General features: G+C 29.6%; 13 protein-coding genes. All 13 read right to left on the reverse strand.

Translation table 11 applies throughout. The annotated features are described in order from the left end of the window. Nucleotides 1–34: 34 nt before the first annotated feature. The 13 genes from FMG_RS05020 to FMG_RS05080 all read right to left on the reverse strand — a co-directional run bounded on the left by FMG_RS05020 (nt 35) and on the right by FMG_RS05080 (nt 21,731). Nucleotides 35–895, reverse strand: coding sequence for a sensor histidine kinase (locus FMG_RS05020; RefSeq protein ID WP_012290736.1), 861 nt, complete (start codon nt 893–895; stop codon nt 35–37). A 1-nt stretch (nt 896) separates the two neighbouring features. After that, the gene (locus FMG_RS05025) at nt 897–1,547 is read right to left on the reverse strand and encodes a response regulator transcription factor (RefSeq protein ID WP_012290737.1); all 651 of its coding nucleotides are present in this window, start codon (nt 1,545–1,547) and stop codon (nt 897–899) included. A 181-nt stretch (nt 1,548–1,728) separates the two neighbouring features. Then, nucleotides 1,729–2,832 (reverse strand): UvrD-helicase domain-containing protein, encoded by a 1,104-nt coding sequence (locus FMG_RS05030; protein WP_012290738.1) that lies wholly within the window; start codon nt 2,830–2,832, stop codon nt 1,729–1,731. After that, nucleotides 2,822–4,450 (reverse strand): ATP-dependent nuclease, encoded by a 1,629-nt coding sequence (locus FMG_RS05035; protein WP_012290739.1) that lies wholly within the window; start codon nt 4,448–4,450, stop codon nt 2,822–2,824. The genes FMG_RS05030 and FMG_RS05035 overlap by 11 nt, the downstream gene beginning before the upstream one ends. A 22-nt stretch (nt 4,451–4,472) precedes the next feature. Further along, on the reverse strand, nt 4,473–4,679 hold the full coding sequence (locus FMG_RS05040) for a helix-turn-helix domain-containing protein (protein ID WP_012290740.1): 207 nt from the start codon (nt 4,677–4,679) through the stop codon (nt 4,473–4,475). Between the two features lie 178 nt (nt 4,680–4,857). Continuing rightward, the gene (locus FMG_RS05045; protein ID WP_012290741.1) at nt 4,858–5,514 is read right to left on the reverse strand and encodes a hypothetical protein; all 657 of its coding nucleotides are present in this window, start codon (nt 5,512–5,514) and stop codon (nt 4,858–4,860) included. Nucleotides 5,515–5,557: 43 nt separating this feature from the next. Continuing rightward, on the reverse strand, nt 5,558–13,201 hold the full coding sequence (locus FMG_RS05050; RefSeq protein WP_012290742.1) for a helicase-related protein: 7,644 nt from the start codon (nt 13,199–13,201) through the stop codon (nt 5,558–5,560). A gap of 82 nt (nt 13,202–13,283) precedes the next feature. Beyond that, on the reverse strand, nt 13,284–15,497 hold the full coding sequence (locus tag FMG_RS05055) for a hypothetical protein (protein WP_002836656.1): 2,214 nt from the start codon (nt 15,495–15,497) through the stop codon (nt 13,284–13,286). Nucleotides 15,498–15,532: 35 nt separating this feature from the next. Further along, nucleotides 15,533–16,495 carry a DNA cytosine methyltransferase gene (locus FMG_RS05060; protein WP_002836657.1) on the reverse strand — a complete coding sequence of 321 codons (963 nt, stop codon included), beginning with the start codon at nt 16,493–16,495 and terminating at the stop codon, nt 15,533–15,535. After that, the gene (locus FMG_RS05065; protein ID WP_012290743.1) at nt 16,488–18,209 is read right to left on the reverse strand and encodes a DNA topoisomerase 3; all 1,722 of its coding nucleotides are present in this window, start codon (nt 18,207–18,209) and stop codon (nt 16,488–16,490) included. The genes FMG_RS05060 and FMG_RS05065 overlap by 8 nt, the downstream gene beginning before the upstream one ends. Before the next feature lie 63 nt (nt 18,210–18,272). Then, nucleotides 18,273–19,139: a CD1107 family mobile element protein gene (locus tag FMG_RS05070; RefSeq protein WP_002836659.1), complete on the reverse strand. Its 867-nt coding sequence runs from the start codon at nt 19,137–19,139 to the stop codon at nt 18,273–18,275. Nucleotides 19,140–19,153: 14 nt separating this feature from the next. Continuing rightward, on the reverse strand, nt 19,154–21,505 hold the full coding sequence (locus FMG_RS05075) for a leucine-rich repeat protein (protein WP_004817210.1): 2,352 nt from the start codon (nt 21,503–21,505) through the stop codon (nt 19,154–19,156). Further along, complete coding sequence (locus FMG_RS05080; protein ID WP_001080402.1) at nt 21,492–21,731, reverse strand: hypothetical protein; 240 nt, start codon at nt 21,729–21,731, stop codon at nt 21,492–21,494. Before FMG_RS05080 ends, FMG_RS05075 begins: the two co-directional genes overlap by 14 nt. Nucleotides 21,732–21,736 lie beyond the last annotated feature (5 nt).

Consider the following 21,736-nt stretch of genomic DNA (forward strand, 5'->3'; position numbering starts at 1 on the left):
ATGTCAAGGTAAGTATATAAAAGTAAAGTGATTTTTAGGTGACATTATAAAATTTTATTTCAAATCTTGCTCCATCTTTTGCATTAGAAACAGAAATTTCTCCATTGTTTTTCTCTATAATTGTCTTAGCCATAGCAAGACCAATTCCAAAGCCATTTGAGTCGGGTGTTTTATAAAAGCGTTTAAAGATTTTTTTGATATTTTCTTTTTCTATTCCACCGCCATTATCTTCGATTATTAATCTTGTATAAAGGGGATTTTTATAAGATGAAATTGTGATTTTATCACAAGTCGGTCTATTGTCAGCATTTTTCATAATATTAATGAGAGCTTCTGCCAGCCAATAAAAATCTCCAATGATGCTATTTTTCTTTAAACTCTTCTCTATTTCTACATTGGTAGATTTTCTTAAATCTAAACTATCTAAAGCATAATCCACTAATTCATCCAAACGAATTTGTTCTTCTTTCATTAAATCTTTGTTTGCATCAAGGCTTGATAATTTGAGCAAAATATCTGATAGAGAGTTTAATCTAATAGTTTGCCTTTTTAAAATCTCTATATCTCTATTATCTGGAAAGTCCATCTCCAAATTTTCTATGGAAAAAAGCATAGATGTAATAGGAGTTTTGATTTGATGGGCGATGTCTTCTAGGTATTCGATTTGCTTTTCACTATTTCTAGTACTTTTCTCTTTTGCTTCGACTATTTCTATAAATAGTTTGTAAATTTTATCTTCTAAAATCGAAAAATCGTCTTGCTTCATAGGAATTTTGTAGTCCTGATTTTTCATATTTTCTATCAGATCTATAAGCCCATTTATTCTATTTTTCTTTATTGATTCTAAAAAATAATAAAGAAGTAAAAGACTTATTATCCAAAATATATATATCATCTCAATCCATCCTATAACCTATGCCCCTAACAGTAGAAATAACTTCCCTATTAAGTTTTTCTCTGATTCTCTTAATAGTTGATGTAAGAGTATTGTCATTTACAAACTTATCTCTGTCTTCCCAAAACATTTCTAACAGCTGATCTCTGGTATAAACTCTGTGAGGATTTTTAATAAATAAGACTAGGATTTCATATTCTAGCGAAGTTAAATCCACCAGATTTCCCTTAAAATAAACTTTTGACTGATTTAAATCTATTTTTATATCCTTATAAGATATACTTTTATCTTGTGATATAGGTATTGTCCTTAAAACCGCATCAATTCTTGCCCTTAATATGGCAAGGGAAAATGGCTTTGTTAAATAGTCGTCTGCTCCTTGATCTAGGGCGGAAATTATAAAATCTTCATCATTTTTTACAGTAGTAACTATAACTCTTATGTCCTTATCTTTTAACTTTTTAATCAAATGTTGACCGTCTTTATCTGGTAGATTTATATCAAGTAGTGCCACATCAATGTCTACATTCATCATATAGGTCGCTTCGTAAAAAGATGATGCAATCTCTACTTCATAACCATTATTAACTAAATACTTTTCCATTTGTAAAGCAATTTCTTTGTTATCCTCTATAATCAAAACACTCTTCATTCTAACCCTCTCATGTATCAACTTTGGAATCTATTAAAAAATTTTATTCTATAACACTCATCTATAAGCAAATTAAATCCACTAACAAATAATTAAAATTTAAATATAAAATTATAGATTATAATAAAAATATCATTAGTGAATCTGATTAATATAGATTTTTAAGTTTTCAATATCTAATCTATAATTTATAAAAGAAATCTTCTGGTAATAAAAATGGCTTGATCTTATCTCTATTAAGAAATTTTTTATCACAAACAATAGCTACACTGTGTTTAGCTCTTGTGACTGCAACATAAAAACCCGCTCTGCTTAAATCAACCAATTTACTTTCGGGATTTTCTAACCACTTTAAAATGGGGCTTGTAGGGTAAATTAATACCCTTTCAAATTGTAAACCTTTAGAGTCACCAAAATTATATACCTTATAGTTTTCATTAACCCTTGTTCTTTTATCGTGTCTAAGTTGAACAGGCTTATATATTTCAAGGTATAAGTCTACTTTTTCTTTGGATATAAAAAATACCCCTTCATGGTTATCTTTGAATTTACTCTCTGATTTTATTATGAGATTATCATTAGCTATTTTTGAAGCAAAATCACATATCTTTTGATTGGATCTATGTGAACAATTTAAAGTTGATTCATCAATTTCAACATTTAAATGTGAATTTTCATTCTTAAAGAAATTTACTATTTTTCCACTATTATATTTTTTATATTTTGATGTATTATGAGTACTATAAGTTGCTTGTCTATAGTCTCCAACCATAATCAAATTTATACCAACATCAATTAAATATTTTAAAACATCTAAATCATACCCTGCTAAATCTTGAACTTCATCAATATATATTAAATTATATATTCTTGAAATCCTAGTAAAAATATAACCTGGGTTTTTTTCTTCCATGAATATAATCGCATCAGATATTTTATCTGTATAAATTAGATTTTCTTTATTAATAAAATAATTAGGATCATTTCTTTTTTTAAATCTAGCACTCTTACCGTTGACAGGTAGTATTCCATTAATTCTCTGACTAAACATTATATCTTGATATGGTCTTAATCCATGTTTGAGTAAAAATGAAAACCATGTTAAAACTTCAATATTTTTAGGAATAGTTCCATTTATTTTAATTATTTTCTTTTTTATAGAATCACAATTTGCATTTGTATATGTTGTTATCAAAATCTTCTTATCTTTATTTTTTAAAGCATCCTTCACAATTAATGTTGTCTTACCTGCTCCAGCAGCAGCTATATATAATTTATTCAACATCTTCTATTACCCTGTTTATATATTCTGGATATTTAATTTTTGATTCTGATTCGAATATACTTACTGCACAATTTGTTTTATTTTTCTTCATGTATTTTAATATAGAGTCACTATCTTTTTTGTTAGTATTAAATATACTATTGAGAGTTTTCAAGTCATTTGCTCTTAAAATACAGGGTTCTAAAGTATTGTAATTAAATTTATCCATATCTCCACTATAAGTCTTTTCGTCATAATATATTTTAATCTTTTCACTAGATTCATAATCTTTGTATTTTCTAATTAAAGCTTCTACATCTCCGTCATTATCTGTAACTACATAGAGATTTAAGTCTAATTTATCTCCTAGTTCCAAAAATCTTAGAAAAGATGTTCCAACAGAAATTATATCGATACCATTAAAAATTGGTAATTTGCCATATCTATCTTTATATGCTCTTTGTATAATTAGTTCGTCTGAAGGACCTTCAACCAGTATAGCTTTATCACATAATAATACTCGTAATGTGTCATATCCTGAAACAGCTTTAAAATATTTTTCTGTATCACTACTTAAATTTGTAATTTTAGAGCTTTTCTTGTTTGATAAAAGTATTAAATTTTCTAAGCCTAATTTATTTAAAACAAGACTGCTATGAGTTGAAATAATTATTTGATTAGATTCCTTATTACTATTTTCTTGTAGAATATTAATTAAATTATTCATGTTAGAATATGACAAATGGTTTTCTGGCTCTTCAATTAAAATTATTTTATCTTTATTTGTATTAATATTATTTAAAGCAAGCTCAGTTTTTAATAAGCATTGTAGCCCTCTACCAGCATTGGAATATGGAATACTATCAAATTCCGTTATCATACTTGATTCCCAGTTGAAATTACTCCCTAAATTAACACCTAAACTAACTTTTTTTCCCAAATTTGATTTGGATTCACTTAATTTTTCGTTAATATTCTTAACACTTTCATTCTTACTAAAATCATCTTTAGTTTCTCTAAAAGCTTTTGATATGGAAATTAAATCTTCATTATCTAATGTTCCTCTTATCATATTAGAAATATATTGATCTGAACCATCCTTATATTTATAAGAAGAATTATCTATTAAAAACGATTTTGAAGGAATACCTCTAGTAGTAATATTTTCTCTATTAAAGCCTAGCCATTCACTTTTATAATATTCTATAGGTAAACTGCTCAACTCTCCTTTTTCCATAAATAGTTTATATTCATCTTCATACGAATTATCAAATAATACTTTAAATGCAAATCCTATTTCCTCTTTTAATCCTAAGTCGTTACCACTACCCTCCAAATTTGCATCATCTAACTCAGAGAAGTATATTTCTATTATAATTTCTGGTAATGCACAAGGACTGTTGGAATTAATATTTGTTAAATATTCTTCTACAACTTCTCTATTGAATAAATATTGAGATAATTCTCGATTAATATAATTACCTCTATAAAAACCAGTTAATGCTAAATGTATAGCTTCAAGTATAGTTGATTTACCCTCTTCATTATTTCCTACCAAAATATTTATGCCACCATTTAAGTCTAATTCAAACCAATCTTTAAAACATTTAAAATTTTTAATCCTAACTTTTTTTATCAATTTTCAATCTCCGTTTATTATTTCAATCATTTTTAATACACTCCACAATTTCTGATATGTCGCAATCCAATGCATCACAAATTCTGAGCAAAACATCGGTAGTTACATTCTCACCATTCTTTAATTTATAAAATGTACTCCTACTTACATTTGCTTTTTCCATAAGCTCATTATGTTGCATATCTAAATCAATAAGTTTTTTAAATAACCTTTTATAACTTAATTCCATATAACCTCCAAGATTGTTTTTTCGATAGCTAATCTCGTACATATATACATTTAAAATATACTTATGTTTGTTATTACATACAAATTTATTATAACATTAACTATAGGTTATTTTCAATCAATTGATATATCACTTTAAAAAAGCAAAAAAATAAAGGCAGCCCGAAGACTGCCGATATTTACCTCTCTGCACCTTTGTTATGGTCTTTCTTAGTTGACTTAGTTTTGTCATCTGTCTTAAAGCTTTTTATTTGCCCTAATATGGACTTTTTATCTTTATCTTGACTCTTTACTTGTTCTTTTGCTTTTAAGAGCTTAGAAGACAAAATACGAACATTTTTATGTTCCTTTCCGTTGTTATCAATACTTGTTTTTACTTGTCCAAATATTTTAACAAAATCGCCTTGTTTTAAGTTCTCTATATCTTTTGTCTTATCTCCATAGGCTGAACAATTTGTATATACCTTATTCCCATCGTCATCTTTTGAAACAATTGAAAAATTACTTACTTTGAACTTTTCTCCATTTGTATTTTCTCGTTCAAGATTTTCTACTTGACCTGCTATATTACCCACGAGATTTATAAGATCATCTTTTTCTTCAAGTTCGTTGGTATTTTCAATAAGCTTTCCTTGTTCTTTCATATCATTAATCATATAGTCAAAGTCATCACTTAGTAGACCTGTTGTGTCATTGTTCATATATAAAACATAGACTTCTTCAAGTGCCTTTTCATCATTAACACCTTTTTCTATGCTCACAAGTGCTTTTATAAAATCCTTGTAGTTATCATTCATCATTTCTTCTAAATTTTCTCTAATATCTTTGTATTCCATAATTTCCTCCTTGTACTAAATAAGGAGAGCTATTCGCCCTCCTCTATCTTTCTTGTCCTTTTTCACTTTTTTCTTGATTTTTATCTTTTTCTTCTTCTGATTTGAATTTTGATATTTGCCCCAATATTGATGGTTTCTCTTCTCTTGCATGAAGATTATCCTCTACATCATAAGTTGATTCAAAGTAATCACTATCTTTAAAATCATTGTCATACCTATCTGGTATTCCATCATTGTCAAGATCTTTTGCTAGCGGATCATAGAAGTTTCCATCATCATCTATTTCTAATCCTAAAGCTTGTTTTAAATCTTCTTCATCTACTGATACCAGATCATCAAAACTTGACATCTTTATGGCTTCAGTCATATCTTTAAGAGCTTGTGAATTAGATATATCTTCTTCTACAAAAGATTCTGTTCTAATAGCAACATTATCTACATACTGAGTCCATGTTTTTTCTTCCAAATTTACCTCATATTGAATAGAGTGCTTCCCATCAGGTGTTTCTGTATAGGCAAGTCCTATATGGCTTAAATCAGGGTATAGTTTGTCAAAGTCTTCATAGCTATTAGATTCTGAAAACTCGTAGTTAGAATAATCAACTATCGCCCTCTTTAAATCTTCTAATAATGGCGATTGGTTTTCTAGTTCTTCTACTTCTCCCATATCTAAAAGTTTATTAATCTCAGCTAGTCTTAGTGTCTTATCCCTTAACTCATCTGCTTTTTCAAATGGTTTAGTTAATTCTACTTTGGCATTTTCTAAAGATTCTTTATAGTTTTCAAGGTTTTGATTTAACCTTTCAAGTCTTGAAGGCATTTTTTCAATTGCATTATCAAGCCTTGTTATATTACCATCAGTAGAGTTTGAAAACTCCCCTAAATATTCTGCTTTTCCTAGGAGTTTAAAAGTGTGAGTATTAGTCATAAAGTTATATGAAACTTGTAAGTCTAAATTTCTATATTTACCAATGACCTTGCTATCATTTATCTTTACTTTTTTTATTTCTTCTAATAGCTTTTCTCCAGCTTCTTTCTTATCTAAAATTTTATTTGCACCAAGACTGATTGAAGTGAATTTACTATCTCCTTCTCCTAATTTCTCAACACTTTTAATATCTTCTTTAACTGCTTGTATTTCCATTTCAGTTTTTAAAATACTTTGAGGATAAATTTTATTTACCTTATCTTCAAGCTTGTATTTATTAGACTTGTAGTTTGCTTCAAGCATTTTTAATTTTGTAACTTCGTTATCTAAATCCATCTTTTCTTTAATCAGAGGATTGCCTGTAGCTAAAGCCTTAATTTCTGAATAAGATAGACTTGCTTCATCAACATCTTCTGCAACTCTTACTGGAGTTTTTGAAGTCATAATTTGAGAAATGAATTTCTGCTTATTCTCTATCGTCTGCCACAAATAAGAATCAAAGGTATTTTCTGTTACATATCTAAAGATATTGACTTTATCATTTTCATTACCTTGACGAACAATTCTACCACTTCTTTGCTCTAGGTCAGACGGTCTCCATGGGACGTCTAAATCGTGTAAGGCTATTAGTTTATTTTGTACATTTGTACCTGCTCCCATTTTTTGAGTAGAACCTAATAAGACTCTTACTTCTCCTCTTCTTACCTTAGAGAACAATTCATCTTTTTGTTTGTCTGTATCTGCTTCGTGGATAAAGGCTATTTCTTCTTTAGGTATTCCCATATTCACTAGCTTATTTCTAATATCATCATAGATATTAAATTCTCCATCTCCTTTTGGTGTAGACATATCTGAAAATACTAATTGGGTCGATGAATTTTCTTTTGTCTTATCCCAGATTGAAAAGATATTTTTTACACATACATTTACCTTCGAATTAGGATCATCTGGAAGTAGTGGGTTTATTAATCTTTGGTCAAGGGCAAGTTTTTTACCATCATTTGTAATCTTTAGCATGTTATCTTCTGTAGGCTCGACTTGGTTATTTCTAACCGCATCAGCTCTTTCTGAAATAGCTTCTAATATTTCTTTTTGTTCCTCAGTAGGTTTTGTTTTAATAACTTCGAAGTTTGCTTCTGGTACTGGCAAATTTAACATATCTGAAGTCTTTATATCTGCTACTTCTTTAAACATGCTCATCAACTCTGGCAAGTTATAAAACTTTGAAAATCTTGTCTTTTGCCTATAACCAGTGCCTTCTGGAGATAATTCAAAGGTGTTTTCTGTTTCTCCAAAAGTAGAAGCCCAAGCGTCAAAATGTTCTAATCCTCTTGCCTTTAAATCGTCATACTGAAGGTATCTTTGCATGGTATAAAGCTCTGTCATTGAATTTGATATTGGTGTACCAGTAGCAAAAACAACTCCCTTGCCATCTGTCATTTCATCCATATACCTACATTTCATATACATATCCGAAGACTTAAAGGCTTCACTCTGACCGATACCCGCAACATTTCTCATCTTGGTATGCAAAAATAAGTTTTTGTAATTATGAGCTTCGTCTATAAATAACTTATCTACTCCTAGTTCTTCAAAGGTTATTACATCATCTTTTTTAAAGTCATCATTTAGTTTTTCAAGTCTTACCAAGAGTTTCTTCTTTGTCTTTTCCAGTTGTTTTACTGTGAAATTTTCTCCTCTATTTCTTTTGTTCTCATCAATAAAGGAAACTATATCATCTATTTGATCTTGTATATGCCTTACCTGGTATTCCTTAGACATTGGTATTTTTTCAAATTGAGAGTGTCCTATAATAACTGCATCATATTCTCCCGTTGCAATCCTGCCAATAAATCTTTTTCTATTTTTAGGTTGGAAGTCTTTTTTATCGGCCACCATAATATTTGCTGACGGATATAATTGCATAAACTCCCTACCAATTTGAGTAGTTAGATGGTTAGGAACTACAAATAATGATTTACTTGCAAGTCCTAACTTTTTAGATTCCATAGCAGAAGCTACCATTTCAAAAGTTTTTCCTGCTCCTACTACATGGGCAAGTAGTGTATTTCCACCATAAAGAGTCCTAGCTATTGCATTTTTTTGATGTTCTCGAAGTCTAATTTCAGTATTCATTCCATCAAAAGTTAAGTTAGAACCATCAAATTCTCTATTTCTAATTGAATTGAATTTTTCATTATAAATCTTCTCTAGCCTATATCTTCTATCAGGATCTTCAAATATCCAATTCTTAAATTCTTCTTTTATCAGTTCTTGCTTTTGACTTGCTAGCATAGTTTCTTTTTTGTTTAATACAGAAGTCTTAGACCCATCATCATTTATTATTTGGTCAAATACTTTTGTATCTTTTAGATTAAGAGCATTTTCAATCAGCTTATAGGCATTTACTCTACTTGTACCATAAGTCATGTTAGCAAGGTCATTAGTCGAGTCAACACTTTTACCCTCAATATTCCATTCACTTGAGTGTGGCGAGAACCTAACATTTATATTCCACCTATCATAACCTGGTGTTTTTAAAAGGTTAAAAGTAAAGTCTTCTATATCTTTTTGAGGTATCCAGGTTGCTCCTAACCTTACATTTATATCAGAAGCAGTAAGTTCTTCAGGCATAACTTCTTGTAATTTTTCTCTTTGATATTTGAGTTTGCCTAACTCGTTTAATAGTGTATCTTTCTTTTCAGAAGGTGCTAAATCTATTACATTTTCAATTTCTCCGATATATGAATTGAGGTAGCCAATCTTTTCTCTGATATTACCACTTAAATATTCATCAGCCGATACATATGAAAAATGAAATGGATCGTCATTGTCAAAGTTCTCAAAGGGCATTCTGTTATTTATTAGGTCTGTATCCTTAATATCTAAAAATATCTCGCCCTCAAGCTCACCAATTAAGGTGTTCCTATCTTTACTTGTGATAGATTCCATATATTCAAAATCTACATATCCTTTTTGTGAAACTGATAAGACTAAAGCTTCAAGGGAAGTGTCTACATGATCTACTACCTTTGCCTTTGTTATTGTTCTTTTTGAGAATATATCACTCTTAGCTTTGAAATTATCCTCATCATCAAGTATTTCTATTGATGAAACCAAAGGAAAGTTTGAGTCTTCCTTTAAGGCTCTAGTATTTGATAAGGAGTTAATAAAGCCATGTTTCTTTGAAAAGTTATCATAGACTTCATTTAACTTTGCTTGTGACTCTTTTATTTCATCGTCTGAAAAATAGTCCTTTTGTTTTTCTATTACATCTTTTAAAGCATTCATTACATCAAGATAATCTTTTATCTTTTCTTTATTTTTATCTGATATATTCTGCTTGATTAAGACTGAGTTTTCTCTTAGGTAGACCTCTTCATCAATAATAGTGTAAGAAAAATTCTTAACATCATCTGTTGCTGGAAGACTTAATTCTTCATCTTCCAATAGTTCGACCTCTTCATATTTTGAATTTGAAGATATTTCCTTACTTGCAATATCCATTAAGTCTTTTAACTTTTCATCTTCTTTTTCATCACAAGTAATAGTATTGCCAAATCTGCCAGATACTTCTTTCATATTCCCTAATACCATCTGAGGATTATCTACAAAGTATTTATTATAAGTCAAACCCTTTTTATCAGTTGCTAGATGAATCCAATCATCATCTCTTTCTATAACTGAATCTCTCTTTTTCAAGAAAATAATATCTGAAGTAACTTCTGTACCAGCAAGTCCTTTAAATATTGTATTAGGAAGCCTCATAGCTCCTAAAAACTCACATCTTGCATTAATATATTTTCTAACAGATTCATCTTTTTTATCCATAGTTCCAGATGAAGTTATGAAGGCAATAATTCCTCCATTCCTAACCTTATCTATTGACTTTGCAAAAAAATAATCGTGAATCAGAAAGTTATTTCTGTTATATTCACGATCGTTAACTTTAAAATCTCCAAAGGGAACATTTCCTATTACCAAGTCAAAGAAATTATTTGAGAAGTTTGTTTCTTCAAAACCTTTAATTTGAATATTAGCTTCAGGATAAAGTTCTCTTGCTATTCTTCCGCTTAGACTATCTTTTTCTACTCCATAGACTTTAGAGCTTTGTATTTCACTTGGCATACTTCCAATAAAATTACCGACTCCTGCAGATGGTTCAAGGATATTCCCAGTCTTAAAACCCATATCTGTTATGGTCTTATATATTCCATCCATTACCTCTCTAGGTGTATAAAATGATGTTAGAGTAGACTCTTTAGCATTCAAATACTCATCATTTGTTAGATTTTCTTTTAAAATATTTCTTGCTTCAAGCCATTGTCCTCCCTTTTCTTCATCAAAGACATCGGCAAGACCACCCCATCCTAGATAATCAGCAAGATAGGCTTGTTCATACTCTCTTGGACTCCTATTTTCATTTTCAAGTCTTTTGAGCATCTTAATAGCTTTTATATTTTTATCTAGCTTTTCTGATGGTGTTAGGTATTCTGAGTAGATATGATTTTTCAAGTCATAATTTCTAGCAAAACTTAGCCTTTCCTTATTAGGTTCATAGCCTAGATTTTTTAAATCCTCTTTACCCCTCAATAAGTTTTCGGCTGCTTCTCTTGGAACATTGTATCTATCCATCATTTGGTCAATTTCAAGATTGTGGTTATCTATAAAGCTTTCTTGCTCTACTTGTCTTTCAATTTGTTTTTCATGCTCAGATAATTTGTATATCTCATAATTTCCACTATCTAAAAGGTCATCAATCTTTCTACTTTCTTCAAATGTTTCACCTTTATATAAAGGGAATTCTTCCCCATTAACTTCTACCTTAGTTCCAGCTTCAATTAAGTTAATTCCATCAAAGGTATTCTTATCTTCTAAAATAAATTCTTTTCCAACCTTTACTGCTAATTTTTCTGATGTTTGAGTTAGATTTTCAAAGATTTCTTCAAGGTATGAATCGTTTCTATATGGAATTACTTCCGAACCCCTAATCATACCTCCCATATACTCCATATTATCTCTAATGGTTACAGTTTTAAGTCCTCCACTTAGTTCATCAAAATCTGTAATGGTAAAGTCCTTATCTTTATATCTAACCTGATCACCTATCTTAAACTTAGGCTCTATCTTTTCCTTAACTTCTTCTTGTGAAGCTTTTTCCTCACTTAGTGCAACTTGCTCTTCTAAATATGAAAATTCACGCTCATTAACTTCTTCACCATCTCCAAGGTCAATTCTATAATGTTCGACAATTTCGCCGTCTACATAGTGATCAAAATAGAATTTGAAATATCCGATATAATCATCAGTCATTTCTCCAAATTCATTTTCTCCATGAGTTTGATTATGGTCTTTAATATCAATATCCTTTTGTCTTAGGATATTGATTAAGTCTTTAGTTACTATCTGCCCACTATAATCGGGAACTAATTCGTGATTTTCATTAAATTCTACAATCCAGTAATCTTTTCTATTTTCAGTGTTTTTGCCATCAAAAAAAGAAGCTTCATCAGCTTCCTTTTCTGGACTTATTTCATTTTCTAAGCTTCCACGTATTCCTTGATTGCCATTTTCTTCACTGTTGCCATCAAGTTGTTCATCTGTCCTTGGTATTCCTCTGGATTCCCTCTCATCATTTTCTCTGTCAATCCTTGTGCTTTCATCATCTTGACTTTCTCTCTCTTGATAAAGTCCACTGCCTGATTCTGAATTTCCTTCAGGTGGTTCAAAAGTGTTTTCTCCTCGTACATTTTCTGAAGTTTCTTCCAGTTCTCCATGTCTTCGCTCCCTACCAGGTAAGACAGTCTTAGAACTGCGTATGTTGGATTCGGAAATCTCTCCATAAATTCCAGATCCTTCTCCATCATGTCCAAGGTTTTCTCTTCGATCTTCATTGCTATTTCTTCTGTCGCTTCCATCTGTGAAAACTCGTCCATCTCTACTTCTTGACCTATCATCTCGTCTATATAAATCATCTTGACCTCCTCTATCTTCATTTATATTTTCTATATCTCTATTATAGTCGCCACCGGCCCTTTCTGTCAGCAGCCTAGCTCGATCCATTTCCTTAGATTTTTCTATTGTGCTATCTATAATATCTTCGCTAACTCTTGATATTACAAGACCTATCTGTTCTAAAGAAATTGTATTAATCCTAGAAAAATTATTTTTTAAATTTTCCATATCCATAGGATAGGCTGTATTAAACCTATTAGCTATCGCATAGGATATTGAGTCTCTCATAAACTTTTCAAAACTCAGTCTATCCTCTACATCTATTCTCAAATCAGCAATAGCCAAATTAATATATTCATCTCCATAAATTCGACTTAAAGAAAATATATTTTCGTTTAGTGAATCACTAGCTTCAAATGAAGAATCTCTTATTATTTCTTTTAAAGCCTCGTTATGGTTTTCGTGGTCAAACTGCCATAAGCTAACCTCATTAATATTCCTATCCATTGATGTGGTTTGACTAATATCGAAAATATATGAAATTCTTTGATTTACATCACTTCCAACTAAAATTGGAATACCCTTTTGACCTCTCATAACAACTCGACCAAAATATTTCTTCCACATATCAAATGTCGCACAAGCTCTAGCTTCAGGTTCTTTGTTGTATATACTTAGTTGGCTAGAAAAATCATATTTCTGATTGTTACCTATAACTTTTAAGAGTTTTAAATATTCTTTTTCATCTTGTAAAACTTCATACTTTATTGCTTCTTGTATGTTCTTAAAATCATTTACTTGCATTTCCTACCTCCTTTTTTGAGTAATAAAAAAGACGATAGATTTTAAATAATCTACCGTCTATAATGTAATATAATTAAATGACCTATATTAATTCTTTAAGTTTTCCATATAAGTTCAATAATTCGTTAATATCCATATCCATTATAGGCTCATACATAAAAGAGTTTATATGAATATTTTCTGGAGTCATTATATTAACTTCATTAACTATATTAATTTGTTCTTCATTCGCAATCTGCTTATATGCATCAAATAATACCCTGGTCATATTATTAGTTTTATCTACATGATTCAGAAATTCCGCTTTATCTCCTGTTTTCAAATTATTTTTCACTTTCCAATTTAGCATACCATTATAATTATTAATTTTATCTAACATTATTTCCTCAGCTTTAAGTCTACAAGCCATTGATAATAAAACTTTATGCTCGAGCAAATTTAAGTTACTAGTTAAGTTTTCAGTAGTTTCATAAAGCTTTTCTATAACCAGATCATCCTCTTTAAACTCACTTGGTATATCAAATCTCCCTATATATTCTTTATATACTTTCCCTAAAGTTTTAAAATTAATAGTTCCTGAATTTTCTTTTTTGTGTAGTAAATTAGTTAATAGCTCATAATCGCTATCATAATAATTTGAATCATTAACAGATTTATCAAAACTATATTCAATTAGATTCCTAACAAATGGTATAAGTGCAAATAAGGAATATTTATCTGGTTTAGTTTTCCATGTTATAAAAGGTTGTTTTTGATATTTCTCTTCTATCAAATTTAAATCTTGTTTGTTTTCAACGATAAATCTAGATGTACGAGGTACATTTAGTCTAGAAGAAATTGTTCTATAAAAATCAAAATTATGAGATAAAATTATCATTCTAAAATTATCAATTGTTGCCATTTCATACAAATATTCTACAATAGCATACTTATTTTTATAATCAAAAGAATCTGCTATATCGTCTACTATAAATAGGACTTCATTGCTTTCTTTTTTTATTTTTTCTATGTCAAATATTATATTTAACAAATATAAAGATCTTTTCTCTCCTTGACTTAACACGTCTAATTTTTCTAAATTTGATCTATCTAAACTTGCTTGATTTTCACCCTTTTCAAATATAAACTCCACACGTGGTAGGTTTTCTCCTATTATCGCTCCCTTTAAATTTGATATTTTCATCTTATATGGAACAGTGAACCTATCTTCAAATATTTCTAAAGAACGATTCCACAATGTATTGTCTATATTGAGATTTTTAATATTCTCCTCTAATTCTTTATATATCTCTAATAAATCATCAAAAGATTTCTTTTCTTTCTTTATATATGAAGTCCATAATTCTTTTTTTAAATTATCTAAATTTTCTATTTTCAAAAACTCTATTAGTTCAGGATTGTTTTCTATTGTATCTCTTAATAATATGCCTTTTGTATCACTTAGTAACTTTTCTATCTGTTGAAATTCTGGAATATCTTTAATTTTCCCCTCTATTTCATATATTTTCTCTTGTAGTTCATCATTATTACCAATTACTATGCTATTATTTAAATTAAGTTTATTATCTCTTACAAAAAAATTATCTGAATCTAAATTTTTTGCAACATTCTTCAATTTTGGAAATGTGAATTGACCTTTTTCAAAAAAAGTATAACTACTGTATATAGTTTCAGCAGCTTCACAAAACTCTTTTATTTTATTTTGAAAACTACTGTCTTTTATTTTTTTAATTACACTATCATCAAAAATTGTAGAGTATTTAACATTAGGTAAATACGTTTTATTTTCAGCTTCACATAATTCTTTCAAGCTTAATAAAAAACTTTTTTCACTTAAATTCATGTCAGAAACTACTGTAGGCTCTAATTCATAAATTTTTCTTCCTTGTTGTGTTTTTTCAATTTTTAATCCTGAATATTGCACTAACTTTTTTAAAAAATTATTTTTTTGCTTTAATAAAGTTGTGATAGATTTTTTTGTTTTTTCGTCTACTAATAAATCTGCTACACTACTAGATTCATAATAATTCTCAAAGCTTTTTATTACAAACACTTGCTCTTTTCTTATATCTTGTCCATCTATGCTCACATTAACTTCTGCTTTTATATCGAATATTTCATCACGTATTTCGTCAGCTTTACCATCTTGAATTTTCTTAAAAGTTTTTGCAAAAGAAGTTTTCATCAATCCATTTTTTGCATATACTGTAATCACATTTGTATTTGTAAAATCAAATTCATGGTTAAACTCATCTATTCCATAACAATTCTTTAATTTACATTCTAGAATATCCATATCATATCCTCCTGTCTTTTATTTTATTATATCATTCACAATAATAAGTTTGCACTAACATGCATTATTGAACTAATAATGCACATTAAAACATCAACCACAATAGAATTGCCGGCCTGCTTATATAGTTTGCTTGAAGTGCAATTTTTTCTTCTTGAATGCACTTCCTCTAATTTGTCTATATCACTATCATCAAAACCCATGAGTCTTAGGCATTCTCTTTCTGTTAAATACCTATACCTACCATTTCCAATATCTATTATTCCAGAATTAGGTACTCTCATTTGTTTTGTAGAAATAGTATAAGAAAAATCTTTAATCACTTTGAGTCGCCCTCTAAAACTGTTATCTATGCTTTTATTTAAAAATTTCAGCATATAGGGTTGGGTCATTGTATAAAGTTCACTTACATCCTTTTCTAAAAATTCACTTAGTGGTCTAGTTTCTTTCCTCTCCAATTTATTAAAAGAAAAGTTATTTGCTCCTAGACATGAAACAACAAATATCCTCTCCCTTTTTTGAGGTATCCCAAAGTCCATTGCATTTAAAATTTCATACTTACTTTCATATCCAAGGTCTTCTAACTCCTTTAGATAAATAAACAAGGAGTCCCTCATATTTCTATCAAGGACTCCTTTTACATTTTCCCAAATTATCCATTTAGGTTTATCTTTCATTTCTTTGATTATTCTAATTGTTTCAAATAGTAAGCTTGATCTAGTTCCTGAATTCTTTACTCCTCCTTGCTTTTTCCCTATTCTTGAAAAGTCTTGGCAAGGACTTCCATGCATAATTAAGTCTATCTTCTCATTAGGAGCTTTATATCCTACTACTGATTTTGGCTTATAAGCCTCTCCATAAAGTGCGTTGTATGATTTAACACAAGCCTTATCTATTTCTACATAATCAACTACTTCATAAGATATCTTTAAATTAATAAAAGCCTTTCTAATAGCACCTATGCCACCGAAAAGCTCCAATATTTTTACCTTATTCATTTAGATTATTCTTGTACCTATCTACAAGCTCCCTTATACTATCTTCTATTTCTCTTAAAAAGTCTTCTTTATCTACTTCACCAGAGCTAATCTTTGCAAGTTTCATTTCCCATTCAGATGTTGTTTTAGCTGACTTAAACTTATCCTCTACAATTGATACAAGTCTATTGCCTTTTTCTGTTACAAGTAGATTTTTCTTATCTCTTCTTATAAGGTCCTTATGGATAAGATTTTCAATAATTCCTGCTCTTGTAGCTGGTGTTCCTAAGCCTTTTCTCTCCACTTCTATATCTTTATCCAGTGATTCAATCCCTGCATTCTCCATAGCCTTTAAAAGTGTATCTTCATTATAATGACTTGGAGCTTTTGTAAATTTCTCCGATATATTTTTAGAAGTTAGCTTAATTTTATCTCCAGTCTTTACATCTGGTAATTCATTTTCTTGCTTTTCTTTTCCATAAGCCTTTAGATACTTGGTATAACCTTCATCGATTATAGTCTTTCCACTTGCATTGAAGTTAAATTTATCATATTCATATCTGATTTTTCTACTAGATTCCTTTAAGTTATCCGAACATGAAGCAAGTAGTTTATCCTTAATTAGATTATAGACTTTGCTTTCTTTATCAGATAAATCTTTAACTTTTCCAATACCTGATATAGTAGGAATAATCGCATAGTGGTCTGTAACCTTAGATGAATTAAAAATAGACTTAAAGTTTGATTCGTTGATTTTAAAACCTTCTTCAAGTCCTTCTAATAATTCTTTCATAGTAGTAACCATATCATCGGTTAAATACCTGCTATCTGTTCTTGGGTATGTGATTAGCTTTTTTTCATACAGACCTTGTGCCATATTTAAAGTGTCATTTGCTGAATATCCAAAATATTTATTTGCTTCTCTCTGTAAGGTAGTGAGATCATAAGGCTTATCTGGTTTTGTGCTTATTTCTTTATCCTCTACCTCTGTAATAACTATTTCATCTTCTATCAAGTTTAAAAGTTGCTCTGCCACTTCGATTTTATCAATCCTATCTGATACAAGTTTCAATCCTTTATAAGATAGGTCAACTGTATAATATTTTTGCTTCTTAAATAGATTTATTTCACTATCCCTTTTAGCTATTAAATATAGAGTTGGTGTTTGTACTCTACCAACTGAATATGTTTCCTTGTAAATGCAAGAATAAAGCCTACTTAAATTCATTCCTACCAGCCAATCTGCAATAGCTCTTGCACTTGCCGATCCATATAAGTCTTCAAATTTTTCTCCGTCTTTAAGATTTCTAAAACCATCTTCAATAGCTTTGTTTTCCATTGAAGATATCCAAAGTCTTTGAATTTTCTTCTTACATTTAGCTTGATTATATACAAGCCTAAAAATAAGTTCTCCCTCTCTTCCAGCATCACAAGCATTTATAACTGTGTCGATATTCTTATCGTTTAAAAGTTTCTTTAAAACTCCATATTGTTTTTTAGTGCTTTTAGATACTTCATAAATATATTCTTCTGGAATTATAGGAAGATTTTCTATTGTCCATTTCTTCCATTTTTCGTCGTGTCTTTCTGGACTTGCCATTTGAATTAAATGACCGACACACCAAGAAACAATGTATCCATTCCCCTCATAATATCCGTTTTTTCTTGTTCTTGCTCCAATTACTTTTGCAATTGTAACTGCTACGCTTGGCTTTTCTGCTATTACTAATTTCATTAATACCTCCATAAATAAAAAAAGAGCGAAAGATTTCTCTCTCGCTCAAACTTTTAAAAATTATTATAATAGTTCATCTTCATCGTCTTCATCTAAAGATTCTTCATTACTTTCTTCATTGTCAGATTCATCTTCTGACTCACTAATATAATCCTTATCATCTTCTTCAAAGTCTTCCAACATTTTATCTTCCTTAGCTTTGACTACCTTAAAATAGTATCCTGCTCCTATAACTCCTCCAATTACAAGTGCAATAATTAGAAATGAACCTATTCCACTTTTCTTTTCTTCTTTTACTGGAACAGTCTTAGGTTCTTCTTTTTTTACTTCTTCTTTCTTAGGCTCTTCAACCTTTATAGTATTTTTGTCTTCTGATTCAATCATATTAAGTAGGTCTTTCTCTCCTACTTCTGTCAATAGCCTTACATTATCTTGATTTGATGAGTGATCCACTATTAGGTGCATAGTTTTTCCACTTTTAGTTTGAAATGTTAAAAATTGTCTCACATCTACTGGATTTTCTTTATCTTTTTCTGTATCTCCACTTGGTGTTATATCTTTTCCATTCCTATCTACATTTTCAATTACTGAACCTCTTGCCTTATTTTCTTGTGTCGCAAGATTATTTACTGCCTTTGTATTACCACCTTTTACAAGTGGGGTTTTCTTTGGAGGATTATTTGAAGGCTTATTTGCTTCACTTGTATTTCCTGGTATTCTTGGAACATCTTGATAAGGAATTTCTTCTTTTGACGGTGTAAAAACATCATCTTTCAACATTTTTTCAAATTCTTCTTTTTGTGGTTCATAGATTGATTCGTTTTGACTTTCTATTTGCCCTTCATTTGTCATTGCAAATGTAGTTGCTGGTACTGTAAATGTAAAAAGGAGTAACGCTATGGCTACTCCTCGTTTAATACTCTTATTCATTTTTCTATCCTTTCTTATTTTACATTTTTAAATACATAGACTGCTTTTCTAGCATTGTCCCATTCTATTGTTTGGTTTTTACCATCTTTAATATCTCCATGACTTGCTCCAAAAGCTTTAGCAATGTTTGAAATTGAAGCATGGATTCTTCCATTTATAATAACTGGCTTAACATCTGAATTGTAGACTTTACCATCTGAATCTTTCATAACACCAGTATCAATATTTAGTCTTAATGTCTTTTTAGCTAGGATATTATTCTCTTTATTGGAGAAAATAGCTTCACGAGTAGAGTTGTCATACTCAACATTAAAACCTAGAGTATAAGCGATATATCTTACTGGAATCATAGTTCTTCCTTGATCCACATAAGTTTTTACATCCATATAGACTGTTGTCTTACCATCTTTGTTGATAATGTTATAAAAGTTTTTGTCAACTTGGAAAACTGCAAATTCTTTTTCATCTTTAACTTGTTTTTTGTATTGTTGTTCCTCTTGCTTTTTCATCTTGTTAAGATCAAATTGATTTAGGATGTTCTTGTCATCAGCTTTCAAAAGTTCATCCCACTTCTTATCTTGAGATTTCTTATCTTCTTTCTTTTCTTTGTTTTCTTTTTGGAGTTTTAGAAGTTCATCTAATTTTTTAGATAGGTCTTGGTTTAGATTTTTATCTTTTTCATCTTTAGCTTGTTTCTCAAGTTCTTCTTTTGCTTTTTTATTTGCTTCCTCGATTAACTTCTTTGCTTCTTCGATTTTCTTATCTAATTCTTCTTTTAGCTTTTTAATTTCTTCTTCAGAAGCTTTTTGTTTTTCTTCTAGTACTTTAATCTTATCTTCTAATTCTTTTTTTGTATTTTCAGAAGATACTTTTAAACTATCAATAGCCTTTTGAAGCTCTTCAATTTTCTTACAGCATTCTGACTTAGAATTTTCTGTCTCTTTCTTTTTAGACTCTAAGTCTCTTATCTTAGCATCTTTTTCATCAAGAGCTTTTTCTAAGTCCTTAATTCTATTATCTTTATCTTCAATTTCTTTAGTCTTCTTTGCAAGTTCCCCTTCTAAAGACTCAAGCTTTTCTTGCATTTCTTTGATTTTATTTTCGTTTTTATCTGTCTTTTCTTTCTCAGCTTCTAACTCCCATTTTGTAGATGAATAATCTTCTTTTAGTTTTGCATTTTCATCTTGTAATCTTTTTAATTCATCTTTAAGCTGAGTAATTTCTGCTATTAGTTCATCATTGTTAGAATTTTTAAGTTCCTCAATTTCTTTATTCAATTGAGCAATCTTATTATCTTTATCTCTAATTTCTTCTTCTAGCTTAGCTTTTTCTTGTTTTAGTTTCTCTCCATTATCTTTGCAAGATTCTAACTTTTCCTTTAATTCATCTATCTTTGTTTGGTCTTCTTGTTTCTTATCATTTAAGTCTTTGATCTGATTTTCCAAGTCCTTAATATTTTTAGTTAAATCATCAATCTTATTGTCCTTTTCATCAATATCTTGCCCTGTTAAATCTGTTTGAGTATCAATGGAATATTTATTTGGATTGTATATAGTCATCTTTCCTTGATACAAATCATTGTTATAATCAAATTCAAGTTCTACACTATCTACGTTCTTATCAAAGACAAACTCTCCATTTTCAAACCTTAATCCATTAGGAATAGATTTGAATCCTTGATTTCCGTTGAAACCAAAATGATTTTCGTAAAATGGATTTTGTTTTGGTCTATACTCAACTTCTTGATTATGGAATACTCCCTTACTGTTAATGTTTGGATTGCCTAAAACTTTTACAGTGTGTAGTTTATTTCTTGAAAAAGCATACTGTTCAATTGTCTTCACAGACTTCGGTATAGTTATTTCTTGAAGGTTATTTCTTTCAAAAGCATTATGTTCAATATTTACCAAAGTATTAGGTAAAGTTACTTCTCTAAGTCCACAATTGAAAAATGCTAAACCACCAAGATAAGTTAGACTATTTGATAGTTTTACTTCATCTATACTTGCTTCGTAAAAGGCAGCATAACCTAAATGCTTAACAGAATCAGGAATAATTACTTTATCCCAATGTTTGCCACGCCCAAATTCTCTTTTATATCTAAGTTCATCGTTTGAATGACTTAAAGAATAATTTCCATTTATAGACTTCGTTCCTTCAGGAAATACTAGAATATTTGTCTTTTCTTTCTTTTCTAAGCCCTTATCACTAAAAGCGATTATATTTCCCTCAGAGGAATACATAAAATCATCTTCCGTCCAAGTAACATCAGACTTTGCAAATGCACTTGTATGCACAGTTGATGTTAAAACTAATAAAAGAGCCATAAAAAAGGCTCTTAGTCTGTTCGTATTAAATTTCTTCATTATGAATGTTCTCCTTTTCTTTTAATTTCTCTTCTCTTTTTCTATCATTGATTTTCTCCATTAATTCTTCCAAGCTAATATTGTTCCTCCTAAGAGTTACAATTATTTCTTCATTTTCAACCTGTATTTCTTCATCGCAAATTTCCTTGTATTTTGCATTTAAATCTTTCAATTTCTCTTCTATTTTTTTCTTTTTGTTTCTAATACTTATAAGCTTCCTGTTCACATAAT

This window comes from Finegoldia magna ATCC 29328, assembly GCF_000010185.1.
In the GTDB taxonomy this organism is placed as follows: domain Bacteria; phylum Bacillota; class Clostridia; order Tissierellales; family Peptoniphilaceae; genus Finegoldia; species Finegoldia magna_H.

Bases quoted from the DNA above. Each gene is read 5' to 3' on its own strand.
- FMG_RS05060 (WP_002836657.1), bottom strand. From the start codon at position 16,495: ATGAATAAGGTAAAAATATTGGAGCTTTTCGGTGGCATAGGTGCTATT.
- FMG_RS05065 (WP_012290743.1), bottom strand. From the start codon at position 18,209: ATGAAATTAGTAATAGCAGAAAAGCCAAGCGTAGCAGTTACAATTGCA.
- FMG_RS05030 (WP_012290738.1), bottom strand. From the start codon at position 2,832: ATGTTGAATAAATTATATATAGCTGCTGCTGGAGCAGGTAAGACAACA.
- FMG_RS05045 (WP_012290741.1), bottom strand. From the start codon at position 5,514: ATGGAATACAAAGATATTAGAGAAAATTTAGAAGAAATGATGAATGAT.
- FMG_RS05020 (WP_012290736.1), bottom strand. From the start codon at position 895: ATGATATATATATTTTGGATAATAAGTCTTTTACTTCTTTATTATTTT.
- FMG_RS05040 (WP_012290740.1), bottom strand. From the start codon at position 4,679: ATGGAATTAAGTTATAAAAGGTTATTTAAAAAACTTATTGATTTAGAT.
- FMG_RS05025 (WP_012290737.1), bottom strand. From the start codon at position 1,547: ATGAAGAGTGTTTTGATTATAGAGGATAACAAAGAAATTGCTTTACAA.
- FMG_RS05075 (WP_004817210.1), bottom strand. From the start codon at position 21,505: ATGAAGAAATTTAATACGAACAGACTAAGAGCCTTTTTTATGGCTCTT.
- FMG_RS05055 (WP_002836656.1), bottom strand. From the start codon at position 15,497: ATGGATATTCTAGAATGTAAATTAAAGAATTGTTATGGAATAGATGAG.
- FMG_RS05070 (WP_002836659.1), bottom strand. From the start codon at position 19,139: ATGAATAAGAGTATTAAACGAGGAGTAGCCATAGCGTTACTCCTTTTT.
- FMG_RS05050 (WP_012290742.1), bottom strand. From the start codon at position 13,201: ATGCAAGTAAATGATTTTAAGAACATACAAGAAGCAATAAAGTATGAA.